Below are 24,547 nucleotides of genomic sequence, written 5' to 3'. Positions count from 1 at the left end.
AATAATCTACTTCAGCAGCCCTTTTTGCTGCAGATAATCTGCGGCAACTTTCTTCGCATCCAGCCCTTCCACGGCAATGCTGGCATTCAGCTGCTGTAGCGTTTTTTCATCCAGGCTGGCAAAGACCGGCTGTAGCCATTGCGCGATTTGCGGATAGGCTTTCAGCACCGCTTCGCGCACCACCGGCGTCGGGGCATAAATCGGCTGTACGCCCTGCGGATCGCTAAGCGTTTGCAGCCCCAGCGCCGCCACCGGCCCGTCGGTACCGTAGGCCATCGCCGCATTCACACCGGAGGTCTGCTGCGCCGCCGCTTTGATAGTCACCGCAGTATCACCGCCCGCCAGAGACAACAGCTGGCTTTGATTGAGCTTAAAGCCGTAGGCTTTTTCAAAGGCCGGAAGCGCATCCGGACGCTCGATAAATTCGGCGGAGGCCGCAAGCTTAAAGACCCCTCCTTTTTTCAGCCAGGCGCTGAGATCGGCCAGCGAGGTCAGATGATTTTTATCCGCCAGATCCTGACGCACGGCAATGGTCCAGGTGTTGTTGGCCGGCGCGGGAGTGAGCCAGATAAGCTTGTTTTTTTCCGCATCAAGCGCTTTGACCTTTTCATAACCCTGCTGCGCGTTTTTCCACGCCGGATCGTTTTCGTCTTTAAAGAAGAAGGCGCCGTTGCCGGTATATTCCGGATAAATATCTAATTCACCCGCCGTAATCGCCCCGCGCACCACCGGAGTGGTCCCCAGCTGCACCTTGTTGATGGTTTTCACGCCATGACTTTCCAGAACCTGCAGAATAATATTGCCCAGCAGCGCCCCTTCGGTGTCAATTTTTGAGCCGACTTTAACCGGTTCCGCCGCCTGTAGCGGCAGGCTGACCAGCGCTGCCAGCACCAGCGCACCTGACCAAACACTTGCCTTTATCATCCCCGCGTCCCTCTTTAATTTGCGCTCCATTAACAGGAGCTTAAGAGAAAAGCGTAGTTCATTTAGTGCAGGCGGAAAAAGAAAAGGCCGAATATTCGGCCTTTGAGAGTGATGACAAACGGGTTTAAAACATGAAGCTCGTGCTTCTGCCGGGTGGCGACTGACGCCTTACCCGGCCTACGTAACCCGCCGCTTTTGCTATTACAGCAGCTCGAATTCCCCCTGCTTCACGCGAGCAGAGTCGACGCCAATAAAGACGTTGAACTTGCCCGGTTCAGCGTCGTATTTCATTTTCTGATTCCAGAACTTCAGCGCATCAATTTCAATCGGGAAGGTGACGGTTTGCGTCTCTCCCGGCTTGAGCGTCACGCGCTTGAAGCCACGCAGCATTTTCACCGGGCGACTCATCGACGCGGTAACATCCTGCAGATAAAGCTGAATCACCGTCGCCCCTTCACGCTTGCCGGTGTTGGTTACCTGCACGCTGGCGGTGACGCTGCCGTCTCGCTGCATGGTCGGCGCCGACATTTTCACATCGGAGACGCTAAAGGTGGTGTAGCTCAGACCGTAGCCAAACGGATACAGCGGGCCATTCGCTTCATCAAAGTAGCGTGAAGTGTATTTGTTCGGTTTGTCGGCATTGTACGGACGACCGGTATTGAGATGGCTGTAGTACACCGGAATCTGGCCAACCGAGCGCGGGAACGACATCGGCAGTTTCCCGGACGGATTGGCATCGCCGAACAGCACATCCGCAATAGCATTGCCGCCTTCGGTCCCGGCAAACCAGGTCTCAAGGATGGCATCAGCCTGCTGATCTTCTTTCACCAGCGCCAGCGGGCGACCGTTCATCAGCACCAGCACCAGCGGCTTGCCGGTGGCCTTCAGCGCGCTAATCAAATCACGCTGGCTCTGGGGCAGAGTAATATCGGTACGGCTGGAGGCTTCATGGGCCATGCCCTGCGCCTCGCCCACCACAGCAACCACCACGTCGGACTGTTTTGCCGCCGCTACCGCTTCGTCGATCATCGCCTGCGGCGAGCGCGGGTCAACCTGTACCGCTTTTTCATACAGATTGAGGAAATCCACAATGCCCCGATCGTTAGTCACGTTCGCGCCGCGGGCATAAATCACCTTACCTTTGTCGCCCAGCGCGTCCTTAAGACCGGTCAGCACCGTTACCGACTGATCCGCCACGCCTGCCGCCGACCAGCTGCCCATCATGTCACGTTTACTGTCGGCCAGCGGGCCGATAACCGCAATGGTCCCCGATTTTTTCAGCGGCAGCGTCTCCAGACGGTTCTTCAGCAGTACCAGGCTTTGCTGCGCGACCTCGCGGGCTTCTTTACGATGCAGACGGCTTTCGGCATTAGTATCCTGCGGATCGGACTCCTTAGGACCAAGGTGGCTGTACGGATCGTTAAACAGCCCCATATCATATTTGACGTTCAGCACATGCCGCGTGGCGTCATCCAGCTCCGCCATCGTCACCTTGCCGGATTTGACCAGCCCCGGCAGGTATTTGCTGTAGTACTCATCGCTCATACTCATGTTGATGCCCGACTTCAGCGCTACGCGTACCGCGTCCTCCGGATCGGAGGCGACGCCGTGTTTAATCAGCTCTTTGATCGCACCATGGTCGGAGACGGTGATACCTTTAAAGCCCCAGTCATCGCGCAGCACCTCTTTTAACAGCCAGGCATCGGAGGTCGCAGGCGTACCGTTTAGCGAGTTAAGGGCCACCATGACCGCGCCGCTACCGGCGTCCAGCCCTGCTTTATAAGGCGGCATATAGTCGTTGAACAGGCGTTGCGGGCTCATATCGACGGTGTTGTACTCTTTCCCGCCCTCTACCGCACCGTAGGCGGCGAAGTGCTTGACGCTGGTCATCACCGAATAACGGTCCGCCGGGCTTTTACCCTGCATCGACTCAACCATCGCCCGTCCCATCACGGTCGTCAAAAAGGTGTCTTCCCCGAAACCTTCCGAGGCGCGACCCCAGCGTGGGTCGCGGGAGACGTCGACCATTGGCGCCCAGGTCATGTTGAGGCCGTCGTCTGCCGCCTCATATGCCGAAATGCGGCCCACGGTGTTGACCGCCTCCAGGTTAAAGGAGGAAGCCAGACCGAGGCTTATCGGGAACACCGTCCGCTGGCCGTGAATCACGTCATAGGCGAAAAACAGCGGGATTTTTGAATGGCTGAGCTGCATGACCTGGTCCTGCATCGCCCGGATATCCGAACGGGTCACGGTGTTGAAGATCGCCCCGACCTGGCCTTCCTTGATCATCTCGCGGATTGCCTCTTTCGGGTTATCCGGCCCGACGCTGATAAGCCTTAACTGGCCGATTTTTTCATCGACGGTCATCTTCTTAAGCAGTTCACTCACAAACGCATCGCGCGCCTGCGGCGTTAAAGGGTGATTGCCGAACAGTTCATCCGCCAGAGCGGGTTGCAGCGCCAGACTCACGGCGACGCCTATAGTGCAGAGCCATTTCATTTTTATCTCTCTTTCTCTCAGGCCGGGATTACGGCAAAACATAATAAAAACCGCAGTTTGCCATATATATAAACAAGACGCCTGCACAATGCTAAGGTTCTTCTCTGATTTTTCGACACATTCGTGCACAAAATTGTCATACAAAGCGCTATGCTTAATCCCGATATTTTCGGTACCACCACAAGGAGTGGATCATGTCATCTGCAAACACATCGAATAATTCTGATTTTCTGGCGGAACTGGCAAGACTGGTTGGCTCCTCCCATCTGTTAACCGATCCGGCAAAAACCCAACGTTACCGTAAGGGTTTCCGCTCCGGCCAGGGCGATGCGCTGGCGGTGGTCTTTCCCGGAACCCTGCTGGAACTGTGGCGCGTGCTGAGCGCCTGCGTCGACGCCGATAAAATCATTTTGATGCAGGCGGCGAATACCGGACTCACCGAAGGATCTACGCCAAGCGGCAACGACTATGACCGCGACATCGTGATTATCAGCACCCTGCGCCTCGATAAGCTACATCTGCTGGACAACGGTGAACAGGTGCTGGCGTTCCCGGGCACCACGCTCTACTCGCTGGAAAAAGCGCTGAAACCACTGGGCCGCGAGCCGCATTCGGTTATCGGTTCTTCCTGTATCGGCGCCTCGGTGATCGGCGGGATCTGTAACAACTCCGGCGGTTCGCTGGTGCAGCGCGGCCCGGCCTATACCGAAATGTCGCTGTTCGCCCAGATTGACGAAAATGGCAAGCTGCGCCTGGTTAACCACCTCGGCATTGACCTCGGCACTACGCCGGAACAGATCCTCAGCCGCCTCGACGACGATCGCATCAAAGACGAGGATGTCCTGCACGACGGCCGCCATGCCCATGACCACGATTACGTCTCCCGCGTACGCGATGTCAATGCCGATACCCCGGCGCGCTACAATGCCGACCCGGACCGTCTGTTTGAATCGTCCGGCTGCGCTGGCAAGCTGGCGGTATTCGCCGCACGCCTCGACACCTTCCCGGCGGAGAAACGCCAGCAGGTCTTTTATATCGGCACCAACAACCCGGCGGTGCTGACGGAAATTCGCCGCCATATTCTGGCCGAGTTTCAGCATCTGCCGGTGGCGGGTGAATATATGCACCGCGATATCTACGATATTGCCGAGCGCTACGGTAAAGACACCTTCCTGATGATCGATAAGCTCGGCACCGACAAAATGCCGTTCTTCTTCACCATGAAAGGCCGTACCGATGCCATGCTGGATAAAGTGTCACTGTTTAAGCCCCACTTTACCGACCGCTTTATGCAAAAACTTGGGCACGTTTTCCCGGCGCACCTCCCGGCGCGAATGAAAACATGGCGCGATAAATATGAACATCACCTGCTGCTGAAAATGGCGGGTGACGGTATTGAAGAAGCTCAGACGTGGTTGACGGAATACTTCCGCACCGCCGAAGGGGATTTTTTCGCCTGCACGCCGGAAGAAGGCAGCAAAGCGTTCCTTCATCGCTTTGCCGCCGCGGGTGCCGCCATCCGTTACCAGGCCGTGCATGCCGACGAAGTGGAAGATATTCTGGCGCTGGATATCGCCCTGCGTCGTAACGATACCGAGTGGTTTGAGCACCTGCCGCCCGAGATAGACAGCCAGCTGGTCTATAAACTTTACTACGGCCACTTCATGTGCCACGTTTTCCACCAGGATTACATCGTCAAGAAAGGCGTCGACGCCCACGCCCTGAAAGAGCAAATGCTGGCCCTGCTCAACGCGCGCGGCGCGCAGTATCCCGCCGAGCATAACGTCGGGCATCTCTACGCCGCGCCGGACAGCTTAAAGCAGTTCTATCGCCAGAATGACCCAACCAACAGCATGAATCCGGGACTCGGTAAAACCAGTAAGCAGAAGTACTGGGGCGAGCGCCAGGCGAACGAGAGTGATGTCACCGAAGAGCATTAATCAGAGGTGACGCGTTACGGGATTCTGTATTACGCTGCACGCCGGAGAAACGCCTCTCCGGCAAACCTGGTTAAGGAGTCCCATCATGTCCGAAGCGGATATGTTACACGGCGCTGAATTAGAAATCCGCGAAGCCCTGCCCGATGACGCGCACGCCATTGCGGCGCTGTACGTCTGGCACGTGCTGAACGGGCGCGCCTCCTTCGAAGATATTCCCCCGACCGTCGATGAAATGCGCAAGCGCATCAAAACCGTACGCGACAACGGGCTGCCCTGGCTGGTTGCGCTGTGGCGTGGGACGATTGTCGGCTACTGCTACGCGACGTTTTACCGCCCCCGGCCGGCCTATCGCTACACCCTCGAAGAGTCGATTTATGTCGAATCAGGCATGGGTGGGCGCGGTATCGGCAGCGCCCTGCTTGCGCAGCTAATTGAAAAGTGCGAACAAGGTCCGTGGCGACAGATGCTGGCGATTATCGGCGACGGGCATAACAACGCCGGCTCGCTCGCCATTCACAAAAAATTTGGCTTTAGCGTGGCGGGTCAGCTGCGCAGCGTCGGGTATAAGATGGGTGACTGGCGGGATACGCTCATTATGCAGCGCCAGCTGGGTGAAGGCGACTTAACGATTCCGGAATAAAAAAATCCCCCGCTCGCGTTTACGCGTCGGGGGAGAGGCATTAATCGTTTTGCGCGGTCTGCGCGCCGCCTTTCAGCATCGCATCCGCCATCTGCGCTTCACGCTGCTTTTTATAGCTCAGCGCGGACGCAGGAACCGGCATCACCTTCCCGGTCTCAACCCAGGTACGCAGACGGCTGGCGTCCGCAAAGTGGGTATATTTCCCAAACGCATCCATCACCACTAGCGCCACCGGGCGCTGATTAATCACCGTACGCATCACCAGGCAGTGGCCCGCGGCGTTAGTAAAGCCGGTTTTGGTCAGCTGGATATTCCAGTTATCACGATAGACCAGGTGGTTGGTATTGCGAAACGGCAGCGTATAGGCCGGATGGGCAAAGGTGGCCGTATCTTCTTTGGTCGTGCTCAACTGGCCGATCAGCGGATACTGCTCGGTCGCCATCAGCAGTTTCGTCAGGTCACGCGCGGTCGACACGTTGTGAATCGACAGGCCCGTTGGCTCAACGTAGCGGGTATGAGTCATACCCAGCGCCTGGGCCTTGGCGTTCATGGCGCGAATAAAAGCGTCATAGCCGCCTGGATAGTGGTGGGCCAGGCTCGCAGCGGCACGGTTTTCAGAGGACATCAGCGCCAGCAGCAGCATATTGCGACGGCTGATTTGGCTGTTCAGACGCACGCGCGAATAGATACCTTTCATCTCTGGCGTGTGGCTGATATCAACGGTGAGCATCTCGTCTAACGGCAGATGCGCATCCAGGACCACCATAGCCGTCATCACCTTAGTAATCGACGCAATGGGGCGAACCAGATCCGGCTGGCTCTGGTAAATAATCTTTTTGCTGGCAAGGTCAACGATCATCGCACTACCGGAAGCAATTTCCGGCTGCAGGGCCGTCGCGGCCACGGGGGTTTTTGCTATCGCCTGAGGCGCAAAAGGCACAGCCAGGAGCAACGTCAGGCTGAGCAAAGAAACTCGAAATTTCGGCATCGTGAGTATTCTGAAAAGTATTCTTGCACGTTATTAACGTACGCTGCGTCGCCGGGAAACAGGCAACGCTGGCAAATCCTATCATACCCCGGCAGAACGGCAGCTGACTAATAAGAATCGTGAGGAAATGCTGCATTGCCGGCATAAATATCTATTTATGCCGGCAATAGGTGAAGCGATTAAACCATTCAGACGACCGTTCAGATCGTACAGCCCAAACTAGTGCCTGAAAGGTTAAAACAGCCGGTAGCCGTATCCCCACAAGATAACGGTTATCGCCAGCAGGACTTCAAGCACCAGAACCCCGATAGCCAGGGTGGAACTGGCGAAGCTGAGCCCCTCTTCTTTATTAATACTCAGGAAGGTCGGGATACCGAGATACAGCAGGTAGCCGGTGTAAAACAGCGCAACCGTACCCACCAGTGCACACAGCCAGACCAGCGGATAAAGCGCCACCAGCCCGCTCAGAAACAGCGGCGTAGCAACATACCCGGCAAACACCATGCAGCGTTTAAGCGATGGGCGCTGCGGATAGTTTCTGGCCATCCACCAGATGATCCTCCCCATCACCGCTACCCCACCCAACATCACGGCATAGAACACGACCGCCAATGCGAGGCCAGTAAACAGTGAAAGTTTTACCACGGTGCCATCGCCAAAGTTCCAGCCAAGCTGCGTGGTGCCAATAAAGGCGCAGATAACCGGAACCGCCGCCATGACCAGCACATGGTGCGTATAGTGGTGCGAAATAGTCTCGTTTTCGCTCTTGATAACGCTCATCTCTTGATTCGGATGAGAGAATAGTCCCCAGACATGGTTCATAGCGTCCCCCTTGTCGCGGCTTCGTACAGCACTGATTCAAGTATAATTCACCCTGCGAGATTATTTTATGTACAGCAATAAAAATGCGCTTAGCGCCTGTTCCCGCAGGCGTTATTAATGCAGGCAGTTTGAACACGGACAGCGGGGAGAAACAGAAGCGTACGCGGAGTACGTGAGAATTCGAGCACTGCCCGGGTTCAACATAACTCGCAAAATAGCCCCAATGGGACAGGCGCTTAACCTGGTTTTAAGCCCCAGGGTGTATGATTAACCTATTGATGATTGACCCAGTTGATTCTTCACGCTGTGCAACCGGCACGATCAGCCGCGGAACAGATGGCGGGAGCATCAGGGTAAGGGAGTTTATTTTTGTATGGATATCAATAATCTGATTTCCCATTATGGCTACGCTGCGCTGGTGATTGGCAGCATGGCGGAAGGCGAAACCATCACCCTGCTGGGTGGCGTGGTGGCGCATCAGGGGTTGTTAAAATTTCCCTTGGTGGTTATTTCGGTTGCCCTCGGCGGGATGATTGGCGATCAGCTGCTGTACCTGCTGGGCCGACGCTTTGGCGGCAAGCTGCTGAAACGTTTTTCTCGCCATCAGGCGCGGATCCGCAAAGCGCAGCGCATGATTCAACGCCGCCCCTATCTGTTCGTGATTGGGACCCGCTTTATGTACGGTTTCCGGGTGATCGGCCCGTTATTAATCGGCGCCAGCCGCCTGCCGCCGAAAGTGTTCCTGCCGTTAAACATCCTCGGTGCACTGGTGTGGGCGCTGTTATTTACGACGCTGGGCTATCTGGGCGGGGAAGCGATTGGGCCATGGCTGCATCATCTTGATGCGCATCTGAAGCATTGGATCTGGCTTATTCTGATCGTGGTCCTGGTGATAGCCGCGCACTGGTGGTTCAGGCGCCGCGAGGCAAAAAAGAAAGAGTAGCCGCGATCGGGCACCGCCTGACGACCGGGGAGCCCGGCCGTGCAGAGGGTGCCCTTAAGAGGTTAACTTGATTTGGTGGTCTGGTGATAGCCGCCGCCCAGCGCCGAGGTCAGCTGAATGCTGGCATCGAGCCACTGGCCGCGCAGGCGCAGCGCAGTAATACGCTCCTGAAGCGCGGGCAACCTGGCCATACTGACGCGCGATCCGGGTAGGATCCCCGCGTTCATGCGAGCCTCAGCCAGACTGACCGTCCGCTGGGCGTCCTTTTCAACCTGCTGCTGCTGCTGGTTCTTCTCCATCAAGGTCTCAACCTGACTGGCGGTCTTCGCGACCTGATTCACCGCGTCAACAACCGCTTTGTTGTACCTGGCCACCGACAGATTATTCTGCGCGCTGGCAATATCGAGGTTGGCGTTCAGCCTGCCGCTATCAAAAATAGGCAGCGTCAAGCCGGCTGACAGCCCCATCTGTTGCGCAGAGTGGCGGAACAGATCGCTTAAGTGCAGCGCATCCTGCTGCAGGAAAGCCATCAGGTTGATATCCGGATAGAATGCCGCTTTCGCCGCATCGACTTCGCTCAGCGAGGCCTCAATATACCAGTGGGCTTCCTGCAGGTCCGGGCGCCGAGCCAGCAGCTCATACCCCAGCTCCGTCGGCATCTGCGCGCTGACTTCAGGGAGATTCACCGGATGCAGATTCAGCGCCTGACTCTGGCTGTTGGTCAGCGCCATCAGGCGTGCTTCGATCTCTTTCATGTTGCCCGCAACGTCCGCCAGCTGCTGGTCTGTTTTGCTGACATTGATATCGTTTTCAGCTCCTTCGGCCGAGTTGGTGATCCCGCGCTGGTATAGCGCCTGGTCCACGCTGACGATATTGTTTTGTTCGCTTTTAACCTGCTGGAGTACGGTTTTCACCGCCGCTTCGGTCTGCCACTGCCAGTAAAGTCGTGCCACGCTGCTGGCCAGCAGCTCGCGGGTTTGCGCCTCTTCCGCCACCTGGGCTTTGAGCTCGCCAATGCGGGCCTTCACTAGTGCCCGGTTTTTGCCCCACAGGTCCAGATCCCAGCCCGCCGTCAGGCCAAAGGTCCCGTTGGTATACCACGGCCCGGTATTGCCGTCGGTATCCGTTGCAAACGGCCCCATCAGGCCTTCCGCCGACATCTTCTGCCGTTCAACGTTGGCAGAGAAATCCATCTCCGGCCCAAGATTGGCTTGCGACATGCGCGCCTGAGCCTCCGCCAGCTTGATGCGCTGATCGGCAATTTGCATATCTGGCGCATTCGCCAGGGCACGCTGAATCAGATTATTGAGCTGCGGGTCGCGGTAATCCTGCCACCAGTTGCTTTGCGGCCAGCCATTTTTAACGGCGGCGGGCAGATCCATAGACACACGAGAGGCAGGTGTCTGCTGCTGCGGCGGGTTGCCGATATCATGGGACGGCGCGCAGCCAGCCAGAGCGATGACCAGGGGGAACCCAGCCAATACGCTTTTTCTCAGAGTAAGATTCATTAGACAGGTCAGATAACTCAATTAGGTTGGTTATAATAAGTTAAATGAAATTTAGCCGTTTAGTAAAGTGTGTGACTAAACACCTGGATAATTAAAAATAAACAAATAATTCATGGAGTGATAATGAGCCAGAATATCTACGATGATCCTGATTTTTTTGCAGGATATGCCACTCTCGACCGTTCGGTAAAAGGGCTCGACGGTGCGCCGGAGTGGCCAGCAATTCAACGCATGCTGCCGTCTTTACCCGGCCTGCGGGTGGTTGACCTCGGCTGCGGTTACGGCTGGTTCTGCCGCTGGGCAGGCGAGCAAGGCGCCGCGCAGGTCACCGGGTTTGATATTTCCAGCCGGATGCTGGAGCGCGCACGCGACATGAACCCGGAAGGTAACATTGACTACCGCTGCGAAGACCTGCAGACGCTCACCCTGCCCGCCAGCAGCTGCGAACTGGTCTACAGCTCGCTGGCCCTGCACTATCTTCCTGACGTTGCCCCGCTGTTCGCAGAGATTTATCAGGCACTCACGCCAGGCGGAACGCTGGTTTTTTCCGCCGAACATCCCATCTACACCGCTCCGCTGCGCCAGGGCTGGCAGAAAGATGATGCCGGGCAGAAAATCTGGCCGGTGAGCCATTATCAGCAAGAGGGTGAACGCATCAGCAACTGGTTTGCCGATGGAGTGAAAAAACAGCACCGTAAGCTGGCCAGCTGGATTAACCTGCTTATTGCTGCCGGTTTTGTGATTGAACATCTCGATGAGTGGGGACCGACGGCAGAGCAAATCGCCGCCCAGCCGGCCCTGGATGAAGAAAAAGAGCGGCCGATGATCTTCCTGCTACGCGCGCGAAAACCGGCGTAATAAGTAAAAATGGCCCGGACGTTATCCGGGCCTTGGGCGGCCTTATCTCGCCGACAAACGCCGCCAGACAATCACGCTTTTAAACTGCCGCCGTTGCTGGCTATCACCTCTTTGTACCAGAAGAAACTTTTCTTCCTGCTTCGTGCCAGGCTCCCGTTCCCACTGTCATCGCGATCGACATAGATAAAGCCGTAACGTTTGGACATCTCCGCCTTCGAGGCGCTGACAAGGTCGATTGGCCCCCAGCTGGTAAAGCCCAGCAGCTCCACGCCGTCTTCAATGGCTTCCCGCGCCTGCACCAGATGGTCGTTCAGATAGCTGATACGGTAGTCGTCATTAATGCTGCCGTCGGCTTCGACTTTATCTTTCGCCCCCAGTCCATTTTCGACGATAAACAGCGGCTTCTGGTAGCGATCCCACAGCACGTTAAGCAGCGTCCGCAGACCCAGCGGATCGATCTGCCAGCCCCACTCGGAGCTTGCCAGATGCGGGTTTGGCACCATGCTGAGAATATTTCCGCGCGCCTTTTTGTTCAGCTCCTCGTCGGCGGTGACGCAGCCGGTCATGTAATAACTGAAAGAGATAAAATCCACGGTCTCTTTCAGCGCCGCGCGATCGGCATCGGTGATCGTAATCGTCATCCCCTGGTCGCGGAAATAGCGCAGCATATAGCCCGGATAGTCACCACGGCACTGCACGTCACCGAAGAACTGCCAGCTGCGGTTCTGTTGCAGGGTTTCAAAGATATCTTCCGGTTTGCAGCTAAGCGGATACATCAGGCCCCCCAGCAGCATGTTGCCGATTTTGCCCTCGGGCACAATCTCATGGCAGGCTTTTACCGCCAGCGCACTCGCCACCAGCTGATGATGAATAGCCTGATAAACCGCCTCTTTACTGCTGCCCTCCGGCAGACCGACACCGGTCATCGGGGCGTGCAATGACATATTGATTTCGTTAAAGGTCAGCCACAGTTTGACCTTTTCTTTGTAGCGGGTGAACACCGTCCGGGCATAGCGTTCGAAAAAGCCAATGACCTCGCGGCTGCCCCAGCCACCGTAATTTTTCACCAGCGCCCACGGCATTTCATAGTGCGATAGCGTCACCAGCGGCGTGATATTGTGCTGCGCCATTTCCGCAAACAGGCGGTCATAAAAGGCCAGCCCGGCTTCATTTGGCTCGGCATTGTCGCCATCGGGGAAAATACGCGTCCAGGCGATGGACACCCGCAGGCAGTTGAAGCCCATTTCGGCAAACAGACTGATATCTTCCGGGTAGCGATGGTAAAAATCGATCGCAATATCTTTAATACCGCTGTCGCCCGGTACGCGCTCAACGACGTCACCAAACACGCCGTGCGGCTGTACGTCTGACGTTGATAATCCTTTACCATCCTCCAGATAAGCGCCTTCCACCTGGTTTGCCGCGGTTGCGCCGCCCCATAAAAACGTCTGCGGGAATTTTTTCATCTTTCTCTCCTGTGATTAATGGCTGACAGACAACAACGGCTGCCCGGCATCGACCACGCTGGTGGATACGATGTCTACGGAACGATAATCGTCGCTGTTGCTGATAATAATCGGGGTCGCCAGGTCATAGCCGGCGTCCAGAATGGCCTGGCGGTCAAATTCGAGCAGCAAATCACCGGCCTTCACCTTGTCACCTTCTTTGACGTGTGCAGTAAACGGCACGCCATCGAGTTTCACGGTGTCGATGCCAACATGGATGAGCAACTCAATACCGCTATCGCTGAGCAGACCAATCGCATGTTTGGTCTGGAATAATGATGCAACTTCCCCGGAGAAAGGGGCGATCACTTTGCCAACGGCCGGAATGATCGCCACGCCTTTCCCCAGCAGGCCGCTGGCGAAGGTGCTATCCGGAACCTGGTCCAGCGCCAGCGCGGTACCGGACATCGGGGCAAGGATATCGTTTTCCGATACCGGGGCGAGCGGAACGCCCGCCGCTTCCGCCCGGTTCGCCGGCAGGCCGGCAATAAAGGTCAGTGCACAGGAGATAACCAGCGCCGCGACGATGCCAATCACCCCGCCCCATACGGTGGCATCCATTCCCTGCGGCGGAATCATCTGCGCCAGGGTGAAAATATTCGCAAAGCCGAAGGAGTAGACGTGGCTGTCGCTTAGCCCCACGATGGCCCCGCCGATAGCACCGGCCACGCAGCCAAAGATAAACGGGCGGCGCAGCGGGAGATTCAGACCATAGATAGCCGGCTCGGTGATGCCAAAGATCCCGGCAGACACCGCCGATCCCGCCAGTACTTTCTGCCGCGCATCGCGGGTGCGCAGGAAGATCCCCAACGCCGCCCCGACCTGCCCCATCACCGCAGGCAGCAGCATCGGTAGCATCGAATCCTGCCCCAGCACCGTCAGGTTATTAATCATCAAAGGTATCAGCCCCCAGTGCAGGCCAAAAATCACGCACACCTGCCAAAGCGCGCCCATCGCCGCGCCTGCCAGCCACGGGGCGACCGTGTAGATAATCTGGTAGCCGTGGGCCAGCAGCTGACTTAGCCAGGTGGCCACCGGCCCGATGGCCAGGAAGGTCAGCGGAACCACCACGGCGATGCAAACCAGTGGCGTAAAGAAGTTTTTCATTGAGGAAGGCAGCAGCGCGTTACTTTTACGCTCCAGCCAGCAGCTCACCCAGGAGGCAAGGATAATCGGGATTACCGAGGCGCTGTAGTTGATAAAGGTTACCGGGATGCCCAGGAAATACGCCGCCTCAGCCCCGGAAAGTTGCCCGGTTTCAAAAGCCTGAATCATCAGCGGATGGGTCAGCGCCCCGCCGATCACCATGGTAATAAACGGATTGCCACCAAATTTTTTCCCTGCGGTATAGCCCAGAAACAGCGGGAAGAAAAAGAACAACGCGTCGCTGGCGGCAAACCAGATTTTATAGGTCGCCTGCTGCGTAGTCAGCCAGCCGCAGACCACCGCCAGCGCCAACAGCCCTTTCAGGATCCCCGATGCTGCCAGCACGCCGATAAACGGCGTGAAGATCCCTGAAACGACATCAATCACCTGACCGAGTACCGAGGTTTTTTCCCCGGAGCTTGCCACCGGTTCGCTGTCGTCCGTCAGGCCCGCTTCATTACGCACAGCCTGCCAGACATCATGGACGTGGTTACCAATGACCACCTGGAACTGGCCGCCGCTTTCCACCACCATGATAACGCCAGGGTTCGCCTTCAGTCCTTCCGCATCCGCCTTTTTGTTCTCTTTGAGTTTGAAGCGCAGCCGTGTGGCGCAGTGAACCAGACTCACAATATTCTCTTTGCCACCAACCCGGCTAAGAATATCCTGCGCAAGTGCTTTATATTCCATGCTGTTTTCCTTACTTCAGCTGCCCGCAGGCAACCGTGACTGAGTGTAAAAATAAAAAAAACCCGAGAACTACGCCGGATGGCGTCGCGCTCAGGTTTTGCCTGCGTTATGCAGTAACAATCCAGTTTTATACCCTTCATCCTTCAAGTTGCCTGGGGGTTGGCTGCCCCCTTATTCGGCTCATCCATGAGCCTCACCCTTATCAGGGCCGCTGCGCGCAGCGTTCAAATCGGTTAATACCGATTTGTTAGGGCTGTGCCGCCTACAAGCAACTCGAATTATGTTGGGTTTAGGTAGAAGGGAATCAGCGCCCTTCTTTTCTCACTCGCTCGATATGAATGGCGAGAAACATAATTTCTTCCGTCGTCAGCGACCGCTGATAGCTTTTCTGCAGATGAGCGGCGACGGTTTCCGCGCATTTCCACGCTTTGGCGTAGTTATCTTTCACTGCGCTATGCAACGTAACGTCATCATCTGCCACCACCGTACGCGTCAGCATCCTCTGGGCGAAAAACTTCAGATGGGTGACAAAGCGCTGGTAGCTCAGTGACTCTTCGTCATAATTCAGCTGCAGCTGATACTTCACCAGTTGCAGGATTTCCTGCATCACCCGGGTGACGTGCATCACTTCCGGCATTTCGCTGTTGAGCTGCGCGGTGACAAGGTGCAGCGCAATAAACCCGGCTTCGTCTTCGGCCAGCTCAACACCAAGCCGCCTGGCGATAATCGCGCGCGCTTCCTGCCCCAGCGCAAACTCTTTCGGATAGAGCCGCTTAATTTCCCACAGCAGGACGTTGCGGATCGCCATACCATTTTTTTGCCGTTCAATGGCAAAGTGACAGTGGTCGGTCAGGGTGATGTACAAACTCTCCTGCAGCTTACCCAGTTTGCCACGCGCCAGATCGATAATCCGGTCGCAGGTGGTCATGACGTCAAGCGGTATCTGACTGAGTAACTCACCCAGGCGGCCCACCAGCTCATCGCTTTGCAGCGCGAAGACCTTTTCAATTTTACTTTCATCCAGAACGTCACCGACGCGTTTTTGAAAGGCCAGCCCGCGCCCCATCACCACCTGTTCGCGTCGCTGCTCGTCCAGAATAACCACCACATTATTATTAAGAACTTTGGCGATTTGCATATGAACCCCAAAAACAAAAAAACCTGACCCCCGACACAAGCCGGGAAATCAGGTTTTGCCTGCCGAAGCAGTAGCAATCCAACTCCCGCACTGTAACAACTTCTTTTGTTGTCTCAACTAACGAAACAAAAAAACGTGATACAGATCGCGACTAATCGCTCGTCATCGTAGAGACCGTCAGAAAGTCACCACGGTTTTCCACTCGATAACCCAGGCATCCTGAGTCTCGGCTACCCCGCCGGGGCGATGCCAGTACTGCAGGCCCGGCTGGAGCTCAAGCCACGAAACAGGCCGCAGGCGGTAGTACAGTTCGGCATTCACCGAATGCCCCGCCACCGGCTGGTAGTTTGCCGCATAGTAGTCCGTAGCGCCGCTCACCTCATTCATATACTGCTGGTTACGCGCGTAATGGTTGCTCATATCCATCCAGGTCAGGCCAAAGCCCAGCCAGTCTTGCGGACGGGCGTCAAACAGGCCTCGATAGCGCATGGATGCGGCCACGGCGGTATGGATGTAGTTGCTGCGCTGATCGCTATAGCTGCCGCTCAGCGAGACGCTCATCCCGCGGTCAGGATCGTCGGCATGGCGAGTTATCTGCTGGTTCATCCCGGCATACAAAAACCAGGTGCGATCGTGTTGCGCATAGCCTTGCGGGTCGGTGGCCCCGGGGCCGCCGGATTTTCCCGTATACAGATCGCTCTGCGGCGCGTTGGTGTAGAGCACGCCGAGGTTATACGCACCGGAAAGGCCGTTGATTACCGGCCGCGCTTCAATCTCCACCGGCAGCAGAATGCCTTTACTGCCTTTTGTCGACCAGCTCCACGCGTGGCTGCGGGAAGAGGCCTCCGGGTTTTGCTCCATAATGCCGCCCTTCAGCGTCAGCGCCGGGGTCAGCTTATATTCGACGGTGGTTCCCCAGGTATGGACGTTCCAGTTGTTCCAGGTCATCGAGTTGGCGGACTTACCGCCGCACTGTGAAAGCAGCTGGAAATCGCAGGGGATAATCTGGTCGAAGGTCTGCACCTTATTCATCATCCCGATACGCCACGTCAGCCGACGGTCATCAAAGCTACGGGCAAAGGTCAGCCAGCCGAGGCGGGTAATGGATTGACCGCCCCAGCTTTCCTGCGCCAGATCGTTAAAATTAACCCGCGGATCCTGGAGTCGCTGGGTGGTCAGGTTGTCATCGTGGTTGCGGTTAACAATATTGCCCTCAAGGCGCGCATCCGGGATACCGGTCCAGCGTTCGAGGTCCTGAGTAAAGGTCAGAGCAACCTGGTCAATATAGGCCAGCTGTTTGTCATGGTTATATCCGCCGCCCGCGTTGTAGCCCATTTCATTAAGGTAGCCGAGATTATAATTAAATCCGTTGTCTTCGAGGATCGGGCGAATCCCTAGCATATCCCCGAGTAAGCCTGGTTGCGGATTCTCAAAGCCTAATAGCGTACCGTTCCATTTTGCCGTCTCCGCTGCGAATGCCCCGGGTGTCAACAGCGAAAATGTCACCATCAACAGAAGATGATTTATTTTATTGTTATTCATAACGATATCCATTGTTACTGAGTCAAGGTAATAGCTGGCCCCGGGCAATAAAATCGCCCGTTTTTAATCTTCATTTTTATTTTGACAATACCTGCCCGTCAGTCATTAAACTGCTTTATTGATGACGCATGCATAGATATAAGCTATTGTTTTAGTTATCCATTTAATTCCTCAAGAATAAAAGACAAAAAAAAACCTAAGCACTCCAGCCACGAATGGCGGAAGTGCTTAGGTTTTGCCTGTAATCAGTAGCAACCCTGAATAATAGAATCCTACAATATCACTCTATGGCGAAAATTCTCAACAACAGAAACGCCCTAAGTAATAAAGTGTGAGCGATTTAACAATCTCGTCTAATAGCGATCAATGGCCGCCGCAATTTCAGCGGATGTTTTCAGCGTGCGGATCTCATTAAATACCACCAGCGCTTCGGTATATTCTTTACGTAAATAACTGAGCCACTGTTTGATGCGCGCAACATGATACAGCCCGGTATCACCCTGTTTTTCCAGACGGGTATATTTTTTCAGTAGCTCAACCACCTGCGGCCACGGCATACGCGGCTCGTTATATTTAATAACCCGGCTTAAGTTTGGCACGTTAAGCGCACCGCGGCCAATCATCACCGAGTCACAGCCGGTGGCCGCCAGGCAATCCTGCGCACTTTGCCAGTCCCAGATCTCGCCGTTAGCGACAACCGGTATCGACAGCCGCTGGCGAATTTCGCCAATCGCCGCCCAGTTGATGCGTTCCGCTTTATAAGCGTCCTCTTTGGTGCGGCCGTGAACGACAAGCTCCGTCGCCCCGGCCTGCTGTACCGCATCGGCTATTTCAAACTGGCGCGCACCGCTGTCCCAGCCCAGGCGAATTTTTACCGTCACCGGCAGATGATCCGGTACCGCTTCGCGCATGGCTTTTGCACCGCGGTAAATCAGCTCCGGGTCTTTAAGCAATGTTGCTCCCCCGCCGCTGCCGTTCACCAGCTTTGATGGGCAGCCGCAGTTCAAATCGACTCCCCAGGAGCCCAGCGCCACCGCCCGTGCGGCATTTTCGGCCAGCCATTGCGGATACTGTCCCAGCAGCTGTACCCGAACGCGGGTGCCGGAAGGCGTGCGGCTTTGATGATGGAGTTCCGGGCACAGTCTATAAAACGATTTTACCGGCAGCAGCTGATCCACCACCCGTAGAAATTCGGTGATGCACAGATCGTAATCGTTCACTTCGGTCAGCAGCTCGCGCACCAGCGAATCGAGCACGCCTTCCATCGGCGCCAGTAATACACGCATGTTGTTACCCGGAAAAAAAAGAGGCGCTATGGTAGCGCCTCTGTGCGCCGGTTGAAAGATCTCAATGCGCTTTCTCTTCGCCCGGCTGCCGGGCTTATCGAGGAGACAAACAGTTATCTTCTTTCCAGCCGTAGAGCCATTCAATACCGCGATAAAACTCGTCCTGAGTTTTACCTTTCCACAGCAGGTTGCGCACCTGACGCTCGACGCCTGCGGCGTGGTAGATCCGCCCCATCTCACGCGTAGACCAGACAATGCGGGCAGTGCGCGGGATCCGCACCGATTCGTACAGCGCGAAGGCGCGGGCGGCATCGCCGTCGCAGTGATGGAGCGCTTTCCCCAGCGTCACCGCATCCTCCAGCGCCATACACGCCCCCTGGGCCATATACTGCGCAACCGGGTGAGCGGAATCGCCAACCAGAGTGATGCGATCATTACCCCATTTTTCCACCGGCTCACGATCGGCCGTCGACCAGCGCCGCCAGGATGTTGGCTTATCGAGCATCTGACGCGGCGAGGATGAATGCCTTTGAAATAGGAGAGAACCTCCTCTTTGCTGCCGTCGCGTACGCCCCACTCTTCGCTTTCCCGGCTGTGAAACGTCACCACGAGGTTATATTGCTTCCCGCCGCGCAGCGGGTAATGCACCAGATGGCAGTGCGGGCCAGCCCACAGTACCGGCGCATTAATCCGCAAATCCTCCGGCATATCGGCCGCCTCAATCACCGCCCGATAGACCACGTGCCCGGTCACCCGCGGCGAATCATCAAGCAGACTCTGACGAACCACCGATTTTACGCCATCGCAGCCAATCAGAATGTCAGCAGTCCAGCTCTGCCCCCGTTCGTCAAATACCGTGACTTCATCGGCGCTCTGACGGATATCGACCACCTGGGTTGAGGTTCGGTATTCCACGCCAGGGTGGGTTAATGCCGCCTCCCAGACGGTAGCGTGAATATCCACGCGATGGATGACCGCATAGGGACCGCCAAAGTGATCGCGAAAGGCCTGCCCGGTTTCAATGTGTACGACCTCTTCGCCATTCACCGCATCCATCATCGTAATGTGGTCGGTAAAAACGGCACGCTGACGGGCTACCTCCCCCACGCCAAGACTATCCAGCGCGGAGAAAGCGTTCGGACCCAGTTGGATCCCGGCACCGATTTCACCAATCTCATGCGCTTTTTCCAGCAGCATAACCTTGATTCCCTGGCGCGCCAGAGATAGCGCCGTCGCAGCCCCGCCAATCCCACCGCCGACAATAATTGCTCGCGTCACTTTAGCCATACGTTTCCCCTCAGGCCGAAATTTTATCTTGTTGATTTTCCGGTGCAGCGGCAATAAAAGCCGGCAGCCGGGTGCAGGCGTCATAGACGGCCTGGCAGCGTGGAAAATGGCTAAGATCGCAGCCCATGCGCAGGGCGTTAGCCCATTGCGGCACCAGGCAACAATCCGCCAGCGTTGGCGTATCGCCGACGCAAAACGAACCGGACTTCGCCTGACGCAACAGCTGCTCCACCGCGCTTAACCCTTGCTGGATCCAGTGCGCGTACCAGCGCGTCTTATCCTCTTCACTCACCTTCAGTTCATCGCTCAGGTAGCGTAAAACGCGCATGTTATTAACCGGATGAATGTCACATGAGATGGCAAAAGCAATCTCCAGTATCCGCATTCGCGCCGGGTCATCCTGTGGCAAAAGCGGCACCTGCGGATAGCGACGGTCAAGCCAGTCAACGATGGCCAGAGACTGCCCCAGAGATTCCCCGTCATCGGTTATCAACGTCGGAACCAGCCCCACCGGATTCAGGCGCCGGTAATCGAGCGCGTGCTGCTGACCGATGCGGATATTGACGCCGACGCTCTGGTAATCAATGCCCTTTAGCGCCAATGCAATCCGCACGCGATACGATGCCGAGCTATTAAAAAAACTGTACAGCTTCATCTCTCACCTCATACCACACGTACGGAGATGGGGGTCAGCCCCTCGACGTTACCGCTCATCACATCCCCTTTGACCACCGGGCCAACCCCTTCCGGCGTGCCGGTAAAAATCAGGTCTCCGGGGTGCAGTTCAAAGAAGCCCGAGAGGTAGCCGATCGTTTCATTGACTGACCAGATCAGATGCTGAATATCGCTGCGCTGCCGATCTTCTCCGTTTACCTGTAGCCAGATCTCCGCCTGATTAACTTCCGTAGCCTGCGCTTTATGCAGGGGGGCAATCGGCGCCGAAAGGTCAAACGCCTTGCCAATTTCCCACGGACGTCCCATCTGGCGCATCTCCATCTGGCGGTCGCGACGGGTCATATCCAGGCCGGTTGCATAGCCCCAGATGTACTCATGGGCCTGCTCCAGCGGAATATTGCTGCCGCGTTTTCCAATGGCGACCACCAGCTCAATTTCGTAATGGTAGTTATCGGTCTGGGCCGGGTAAGGCAGATCCAACGTGGTACCCGCGGCAACCGGAACCACCGCATCAGCAGGCTTGCAGAAGAAGAACGGCGGTTCGCGATCCGGATCAAAGCCCATTTCTCGGGCGTGGGCGGCATAGTTGCGCCCCACGCAATAAACACGGCGGACGGGAAATTGCTCGTCGCTGCCGACAACAGGAATGCTAACCGGGGCCTGGGGTGCAAAAACATATTGAGTCATGATCGGTTTCCTTATGATTAATAACGAGCTTCGCGAAACAGGCCGAGCGCTTCCTGAACAGGGCGATCCGAGAAACTGAATAACACGGTGTCTTCGGCGGCAGTAAATGAGACGCCGTGCCAGGTCGGCACCACGAAGATATCTTTTGCCTGGAAAGTGAAGATTTGCTCGCCGACGGTCACCTGCCCGTGGCCTTCCACAACGTGGTAAATGGTGCTATCGGTCGTTTTCGCCACCCGCGAGTGAAATCCTTTTAGCAGCAGCTGCAGGAAGGCACCCATCGATGGCATCGGGTAGCCACCGGTGACCGGGTTGACATAGCGCATCTTGTAGCCGTCCCATTCGTCAGCATCGCCCATGCGCGTCAGGTCATGGAGTGCTTCGCGGCTGCGGTCATAGCGATAGTTGAATATCGGCGAGGAGTTCCCCACCTGGTGGCGCAGCGGCAGCATGTTAGCGGCATAGCGCGGCAAGTAGTCGCCCTCTTTGCGGGTCACCGGCTGCTGATCCTGCGGATAATCTTCGGCAAAACCGCAGCCAAGATAGTTAACCAGCGGCAGATCAAGTCCGTCGAGCCAGATAACCGGTTCATCACCAGGGTTCCCGTGATCGTGCCAGCGCCACTGCGGCGTCAGGATGAAATCACCGGGCTGCATCCGGGTACGTTCGCCATCAACGGCGGTAAATGCGCCCTCGCCTTCTACCACAAAGCGCAGCGCCGACTGATTGTGACGATGGCCAGGCGCCACCTCGCCGGGCATGATCAGCTGCAGGCCAGCGTACAGCGAGGAGGTAATGGAGGAGTGGCCGCGCAGGGCCGGATTCTCCAGCACCAACACCCGGCGAACCGCCTCTTTGGCACCAATCAACTGGCCACTTTCCAGCAACAGCGGGCGTATCTCTTGATAATTCCAGTACGCCGTTGCGCAATTGGGGTTCGGCGTTGTCGGTACCAGGTGGTGCAAAGACTCCCACAGCGGGGTGAGATTTTGGCCAGAGATATGCTGGTAAAACTGCTGGCGACCTTCGTTTTTTTCCATCGAGGATTGAGACATTTAGTTTCTCCTTATTTATTCACGATGCCGGCGGAAGGCAGCGCGTCAGGTACGGTAATCGGAGTGCGAACCACCCGCGTCAGCAGCATCAACATAACGGCGCTGATTGCCGCCGGGGCGGCTATGACAAAAAACAGAGTGTCGAAAGAGAAATTCATCGCCATCATCATTCCGCCAGAGAGCGACCCGACGATGGCACCGCAGCGGCCAACGGCATTGGACCAGCTCACGCCGGTCGCGCGGCTCTGGGTCGGATAAAGAGTGGCGGTCAGGGCATTGAGGCCAACCTGAGAACCGCTGACGCCAATGCCGGTACCAAAGATAGCCAGCGCCATTAACCACAGGCCGTCCTCGCTCAGGCCGATCATCACGATACAGACCGCGCCAAGACAGTAGCTCCATGCCAACACGCGATAAGGGTTGAAGCGGTCCATCAGCACGCCCAGCAACAGCGCGCCAAACGTACCGCCTATCTGGAAGGCCGCGGTTATCCAGGAAGCATGCTGGAGATCGATACCGCGATGGTTAAGCAGCGTCGGCATCCAGCTGGAGAGCAGATAGATAATCAGCAGGCTCATAAAGAACACCACCCACAGTAGCAGCGTCACCGGCAGCTGGCGGCCGACAAACAGCTGCTGAATACTGCCTTTTTGGCCGGTAGCAGGCTCATCGAGCCAGAAGTCCGTATCGGTGTAGCGCTCACCGGTAATTGCCCCTACGGTTTTCGCAATGACCGCCTGCGGTTTGCGATGGCGTATCTGCCAGCGCGGAGATTCGGGGAGAATAACCAGCAGCACGGCGGCCAGCATCAGCGGCAAAATACCGCCGAGTGCGAGAATGCCCTGCCAGCCAATATCCGCCACCAGCTGCGCGCTAACGACTCCACCAAGCGCAGAGCCGAGAGTGAAACCGCAAAACATCAGCGTCACCAGCGCGCCGCGACGGCGAGCGGGCAGATATTCTGAAGTCATCGTAATGGTATTCGGCATTGCTCCACCAAGGCCTAACCCGGTCAAAAAGCGCAGAATAACGAGCATCTCCAGGTCGGGAGAAAAGGCCGACAGCAGACTGAAAAGGCCAAAAAGTGCGACGCAGAACTCAATCACCCGCTTACGACCAAAACGGTCAGAAAGCGGGCCGCACAGCAGCGCCCCGGCAGTTAACCCCAGCAGGCCAGCACCAAACAGCGGCGCCAGTTCGCTGGCGCTTAGCTGCCAGTGAACGCGGATGGCGGGAGCGATAAAACCGATGGCCGCGGTATCAAAGCCGTCCAGCATGACGACCAGAAAACAGCAGATAATTACCCGCCACTGCCGGGCACCGATGGGTGCGGCATTCAGCAGCGTTTGTAGTTCACGTCGTTGAGTCATCGTTGTGCCTCGGTGCAGGGAGAGGAGATGTTGTATTTATTTCTTTTATGTTGCGATTTTGTAAGTTTGGCGATGAAATGTACAATGACATTTCGGGCAAAGACATAACCTGGAGGTTATTGCTGATGGCTAACTGGACGCAGAAACTGAAGCTCCACCATTTACAGATGCTGGTTGCGCTGGGGGAACAGGGTAATCTCACTCAGGTGGCGAAAATGATGAATATCACCCAGCCCGCGCTATCAAAATGGCTGACTCAATTTGAAGAAGAGGTCGGCATCCTGCTGTTTGAGCGCCATAGCAAGGGGTTGCGCCCTTCTGAAGGCGGCAAACTGCTGCTGCAACATGCCCAGCGCTTGATTAACGATATGTCGCGCTCGCAATACGAAATTGAACGCTTTAAAGAAGGTGGGCAGGTAGGCAGCCTGATGATCGGCTGTTCGCCGGTGGCGACCGACTGCGTTTCTCAGGCCATACTTTCGCTGCTCAAAGAGATGCCGACTCTGCACCTGAATATTGAAGAAAAAGTCATGACTCCGCTGCTTAACGATCTCCTCTCCGGAGTGGTGGACGTTGTGGTAGGAAGAGTGGGCGGACGTGCGCTGGAACTGCCGCTGCACTATCGCGTGCTGTATACCGAACCGGTCTGTTTTGTTGCCCGTCCCGATCATCCGCTCGCCAAAGAGCCGCATCTGAGCTGGGCCGATCTCGCTCACTGGCGCTGGATAGTCTGGCCTACCGGGACGCCAATTCGCTTGAGTATTGACCATGCGCTGGCAGATAACGGCGTGATGCTACCGGAAAATACCATCGAGTCGGCTTCCATGAATGTCACCAGTAATTTACTGCAAAGCAGCGATATGATTTCTATTCTTTCATTACGTCTGGCTCAGCGCTATGCCGCGCAGCATCAGTTGGTTATTCTTAATTTGCCGCGCATTGAACAAAAAGGTAGCGTCGGGGTGTTCTGGCGAAAAAGCGAAGCCCCATCGTACGCCCTGAGCCGTTTCCTCTATTATTTAACGCAGAATTCATAACCATGCA

At 56.2% G+C, this 24,547-nt stretch carries 18 protein-coding genes and 2 pseudogenes; 5 read left to right on the top strand and 15 right to left on the bottom strand.

Annotated elements, in window-relative coordinates:
• Nucleotides 1-6 precede the first annotated feature (6 nt).
• A complete protein-coding gene (gene osmF / locus ACMYSK_RS01790; RefSeq protein WP_434639762.1) occupies nucleotides 7-924 on the bottom strand; it encodes a glycine betaine ABC transporter substrate-binding protein OsmF in 918 nt (305 codons plus the stop codon).
• Nucleotides 925-1,125: 201 nt separating this feature from the next.
• Nucleotides 1,126-3,423, bottom strand: a complete 2,298-nt coding sequence (gene bglX, locus ACMYSK_RS01785; protein WP_434639760.1) for a beta-glucosidase BglX — start codon at nucleotides 3,421-3,423, stop codon at nucleotides 1,126-1,128.
• 194 nt (nucleotides 3,424-3,617) lie between these two features.
• On the opposite strand from bglX, the gene dld reads away from it, so the two are divergent.
• A complete protein-coding gene (dld, locus tag ACMYSK_RS01780) occupies nucleotides 3,618-5,363 on the top strand; it encodes a D-lactate dehydrogenase (protein ID WP_434639759.1) in 1,746 nt (581 codons plus the stop codon).
• A gap of 85 nt (nucleotides 5,364-5,448) precedes the next feature.
• Nucleotides 5,449-6,003 (top strand): GNAT family N-acetyltransferase, encoded by a 555-nt coding sequence (locus ACMYSK_RS01775; RefSeq protein WP_434639758.1) that lies wholly within the window; start codon nucleotides 5,449-5,451, stop codon nucleotides 6,001-6,003.
• A gap of 40 nt (nucleotides 6,004-6,043) precedes the next feature.
• Here ACMYSK_RS01775 and pbpG read toward each other — a convergent pair whose 3' ends face one another.
• Complete coding sequence (gene pbpG, locus ACMYSK_RS01770; protein ID WP_015583849.1) at nucleotides 6,044-6,991, bottom strand: D-alanyl-D-alanine endopeptidase; 948 nt, start codon at nucleotides 6,989-6,991, stop codon at nucleotides 6,044-6,046.
• Between the two features lie 234 nt (nucleotides 6,992-7,225).
• The gene (locus ACMYSK_RS01765; RefSeq protein WP_434639756.1) at nucleotides 7,226-7,813 is read right to left on the bottom strand and encodes a Yip1 family protein; all 588 of its coding nucleotides are present in this window, start codon (nucleotides 7,811-7,813) and stop codon (nucleotides 7,226-7,228) included.
• 373 nt (nucleotides 7,814-8,186) lie between these two features.
• Here ACMYSK_RS01765 and ACMYSK_RS01760 point away from each other — a divergent pair, with 373 nt between their 5' ends.
• Complete coding sequence (locus tag ACMYSK_RS01760) at nucleotides 8,187-8,756, top strand: DedA family protein (RefSeq protein WP_434639755.1); 570 nt, start codon at nucleotides 8,187-8,189, stop codon at nucleotides 8,754-8,756.
• Between the two features lie 62 nt (nucleotides 8,757-8,818).
• On the opposite strand, the gene mdtQ is transcribed toward ACMYSK_RS01760, so the two are convergent.
• Nucleotides 8,819-10,264, bottom strand: a complete 1,446-nt coding sequence (mdtQ, locus tag ACMYSK_RS01755) for a multidrug resistance outer membrane protein MdtQ (RefSeq protein ID WP_434639753.1) — start codon at nucleotides 10,262-10,264, stop codon at nucleotides 8,819-8,821.
• Nucleotides 10,265-10,387: 123 nt separating this feature from the next.
• Here mdtQ and ACMYSK_RS01750 point away from each other — a divergent pair, with 123 nt between their 5' ends.
• On the top strand, nucleotides 10,388-11,122 hold the full coding sequence (locus ACMYSK_RS01750; protein ID WP_434639752.1) for a class I SAM-dependent methyltransferase: 735 nt from the start codon (nucleotides 10,388-10,390) through the stop codon (nucleotides 11,120-11,122).
• Nucleotides 11,123-11,193: 71 nt separating this feature from the next.
• Here ACMYSK_RS01750 and ACMYSK_RS01745 read toward each other — a convergent pair whose 3' ends face one another.
• The 10 genes and pseudogenes from ACMYSK_RS01745 to mhbT all read right to left on the bottom strand — a co-directional run bounded on the left by ACMYSK_RS01745 (nucleotide 11,194) and on the right by mhbT (nucleotide 23,503).
• A complete protein-coding gene (locus ACMYSK_RS01745; RefSeq protein ID WP_434639750.1) occupies nucleotides 11,194-12,588 on the bottom strand; it encodes a glycoside hydrolase family 1 protein in 1,395 nt (464 codons plus the stop codon).
• Nucleotides 12,589-12,603: 15 nt separating this feature from the next.
• Nucleotides 12,604-14,573: pseudogene (bglF, locus tag ACMYSK_RS01740) on the bottom strand (PTS beta-glucoside transporter subunit IIABC).
• 194 nt (nucleotides 14,574-14,767) lie between these two features.
• Nucleotides 14,768-15,601 (bottom strand): transcriptional antiterminator BglG, encoded by an 834-nt coding sequence (gene bglG, locus ACMYSK_RS01735; RefSeq protein WP_434639749.1) that lies wholly within the window; start codon nucleotides 15,599-15,601, stop codon nucleotides 14,768-14,770.
• 177 nt (nucleotides 15,602-15,778) lie between these two features.
• Nucleotides 15,779-17,143, bottom strand: coding sequence for a carbohydrate porin (locus ACMYSK_RS01730; RefSeq protein ID WP_434639747.1), 1,365 nt, complete (start codon nucleotides 17,141-17,143; stop codon nucleotides 15,779-15,781).
• Nucleotides 17,144-17,496: 353 nt separating this feature from the next.
• Nucleotides 17,497-18,429 carry a tRNA dihydrouridine(16) synthase DusC gene (gene dusC / locus ACMYSK_RS01725; protein ID WP_434639743.1) on the bottom strand — a complete coding sequence of 311 codons (933 nt, stop codon included), beginning with the start codon at nucleotides 18,427-18,429 and terminating at the stop codon, nucleotides 17,497-17,499.
• 94 nt (nucleotides 18,430-18,523) lie between these two features.
• A pseudogene (locus tag ACMYSK_RS01720) lies at nucleotides 18,524-19,716 on the bottom strand (3-hydroxybenzoate 6-monooxygenase).
• A gap of 10 nt (nucleotides 19,717-19,726) precedes the next feature.
• Nucleotides 19,727-20,371, bottom strand: coding sequence for a maleylacetoacetate isomerase (maiA, locus tag ACMYSK_RS01715; RefSeq protein WP_434639741.1), 645 nt, complete (start codon nucleotides 20,369-20,371; stop codon nucleotides 19,727-19,729).
• An 8-nt stretch (nucleotides 20,372-20,379) separates the two neighbouring features.
• Nucleotides 20,380-21,078: a fumarylacetoacetate hydrolase family protein gene (locus ACMYSK_RS01710; RefSeq protein WP_434639739.1), complete on the bottom strand. Its 699-nt coding sequence runs from the start codon at nucleotides 21,076-21,078 to the stop codon at nucleotides 20,380-20,382.
• A gap of 17 nt (nucleotides 21,079-21,095) precedes the next feature.
• Nucleotides 21,096-22,133, bottom strand: a complete 1,038-nt coding sequence (gene gtdA / locus ACMYSK_RS01705) for a gentisate 1,2-dioxygenase (protein ID WP_434639737.1) — start codon at nucleotides 22,131-22,133, stop codon at nucleotides 21,096-21,098.
• An 11-nt stretch (nucleotides 22,134-22,144) separates the two neighbouring features.
• Nucleotides 22,145-23,503 carry a 3-hydroxybenzoate transporter MhbT gene (gene mhbT / locus ACMYSK_RS01700; protein WP_434639735.1) on the bottom strand — a complete coding sequence of 453 codons (1,359 nt, stop codon included), beginning with the start codon at nucleotides 23,501-23,503 and terminating at the stop codon, nucleotides 22,145-22,147.
• A gap of 125 nt (nucleotides 23,504-23,628) precedes the next feature.
• On the opposite strand from mhbT, the gene ACMYSK_RS01695 reads away from it, so the two are divergent.
• Nucleotides 23,629-24,540, top strand: a complete 912-nt coding sequence (locus ACMYSK_RS01695; RefSeq protein WP_434639733.1) for a LysR substrate-binding domain-containing protein — start codon at nucleotides 23,629-23,631, stop codon at nucleotides 24,538-24,540.
• The last annotated feature ends 7 nt before the right edge of the window (nucleotides 24,541-24,547 follow it).

The organism is Klebsiella sp. I138 (assembly GCF_051131765.1).
Classification (GTDB): domain Bacteria; phylum Pseudomonadota; class Gammaproteobacteria; order Enterobacterales; family Enterobacteriaceae; genus Klebsiella.
The sequence above is the reverse complement of the archived record's forward strand: the minus strand, read 5'-3'. Positions and strand labels throughout refer to the sequence as shown.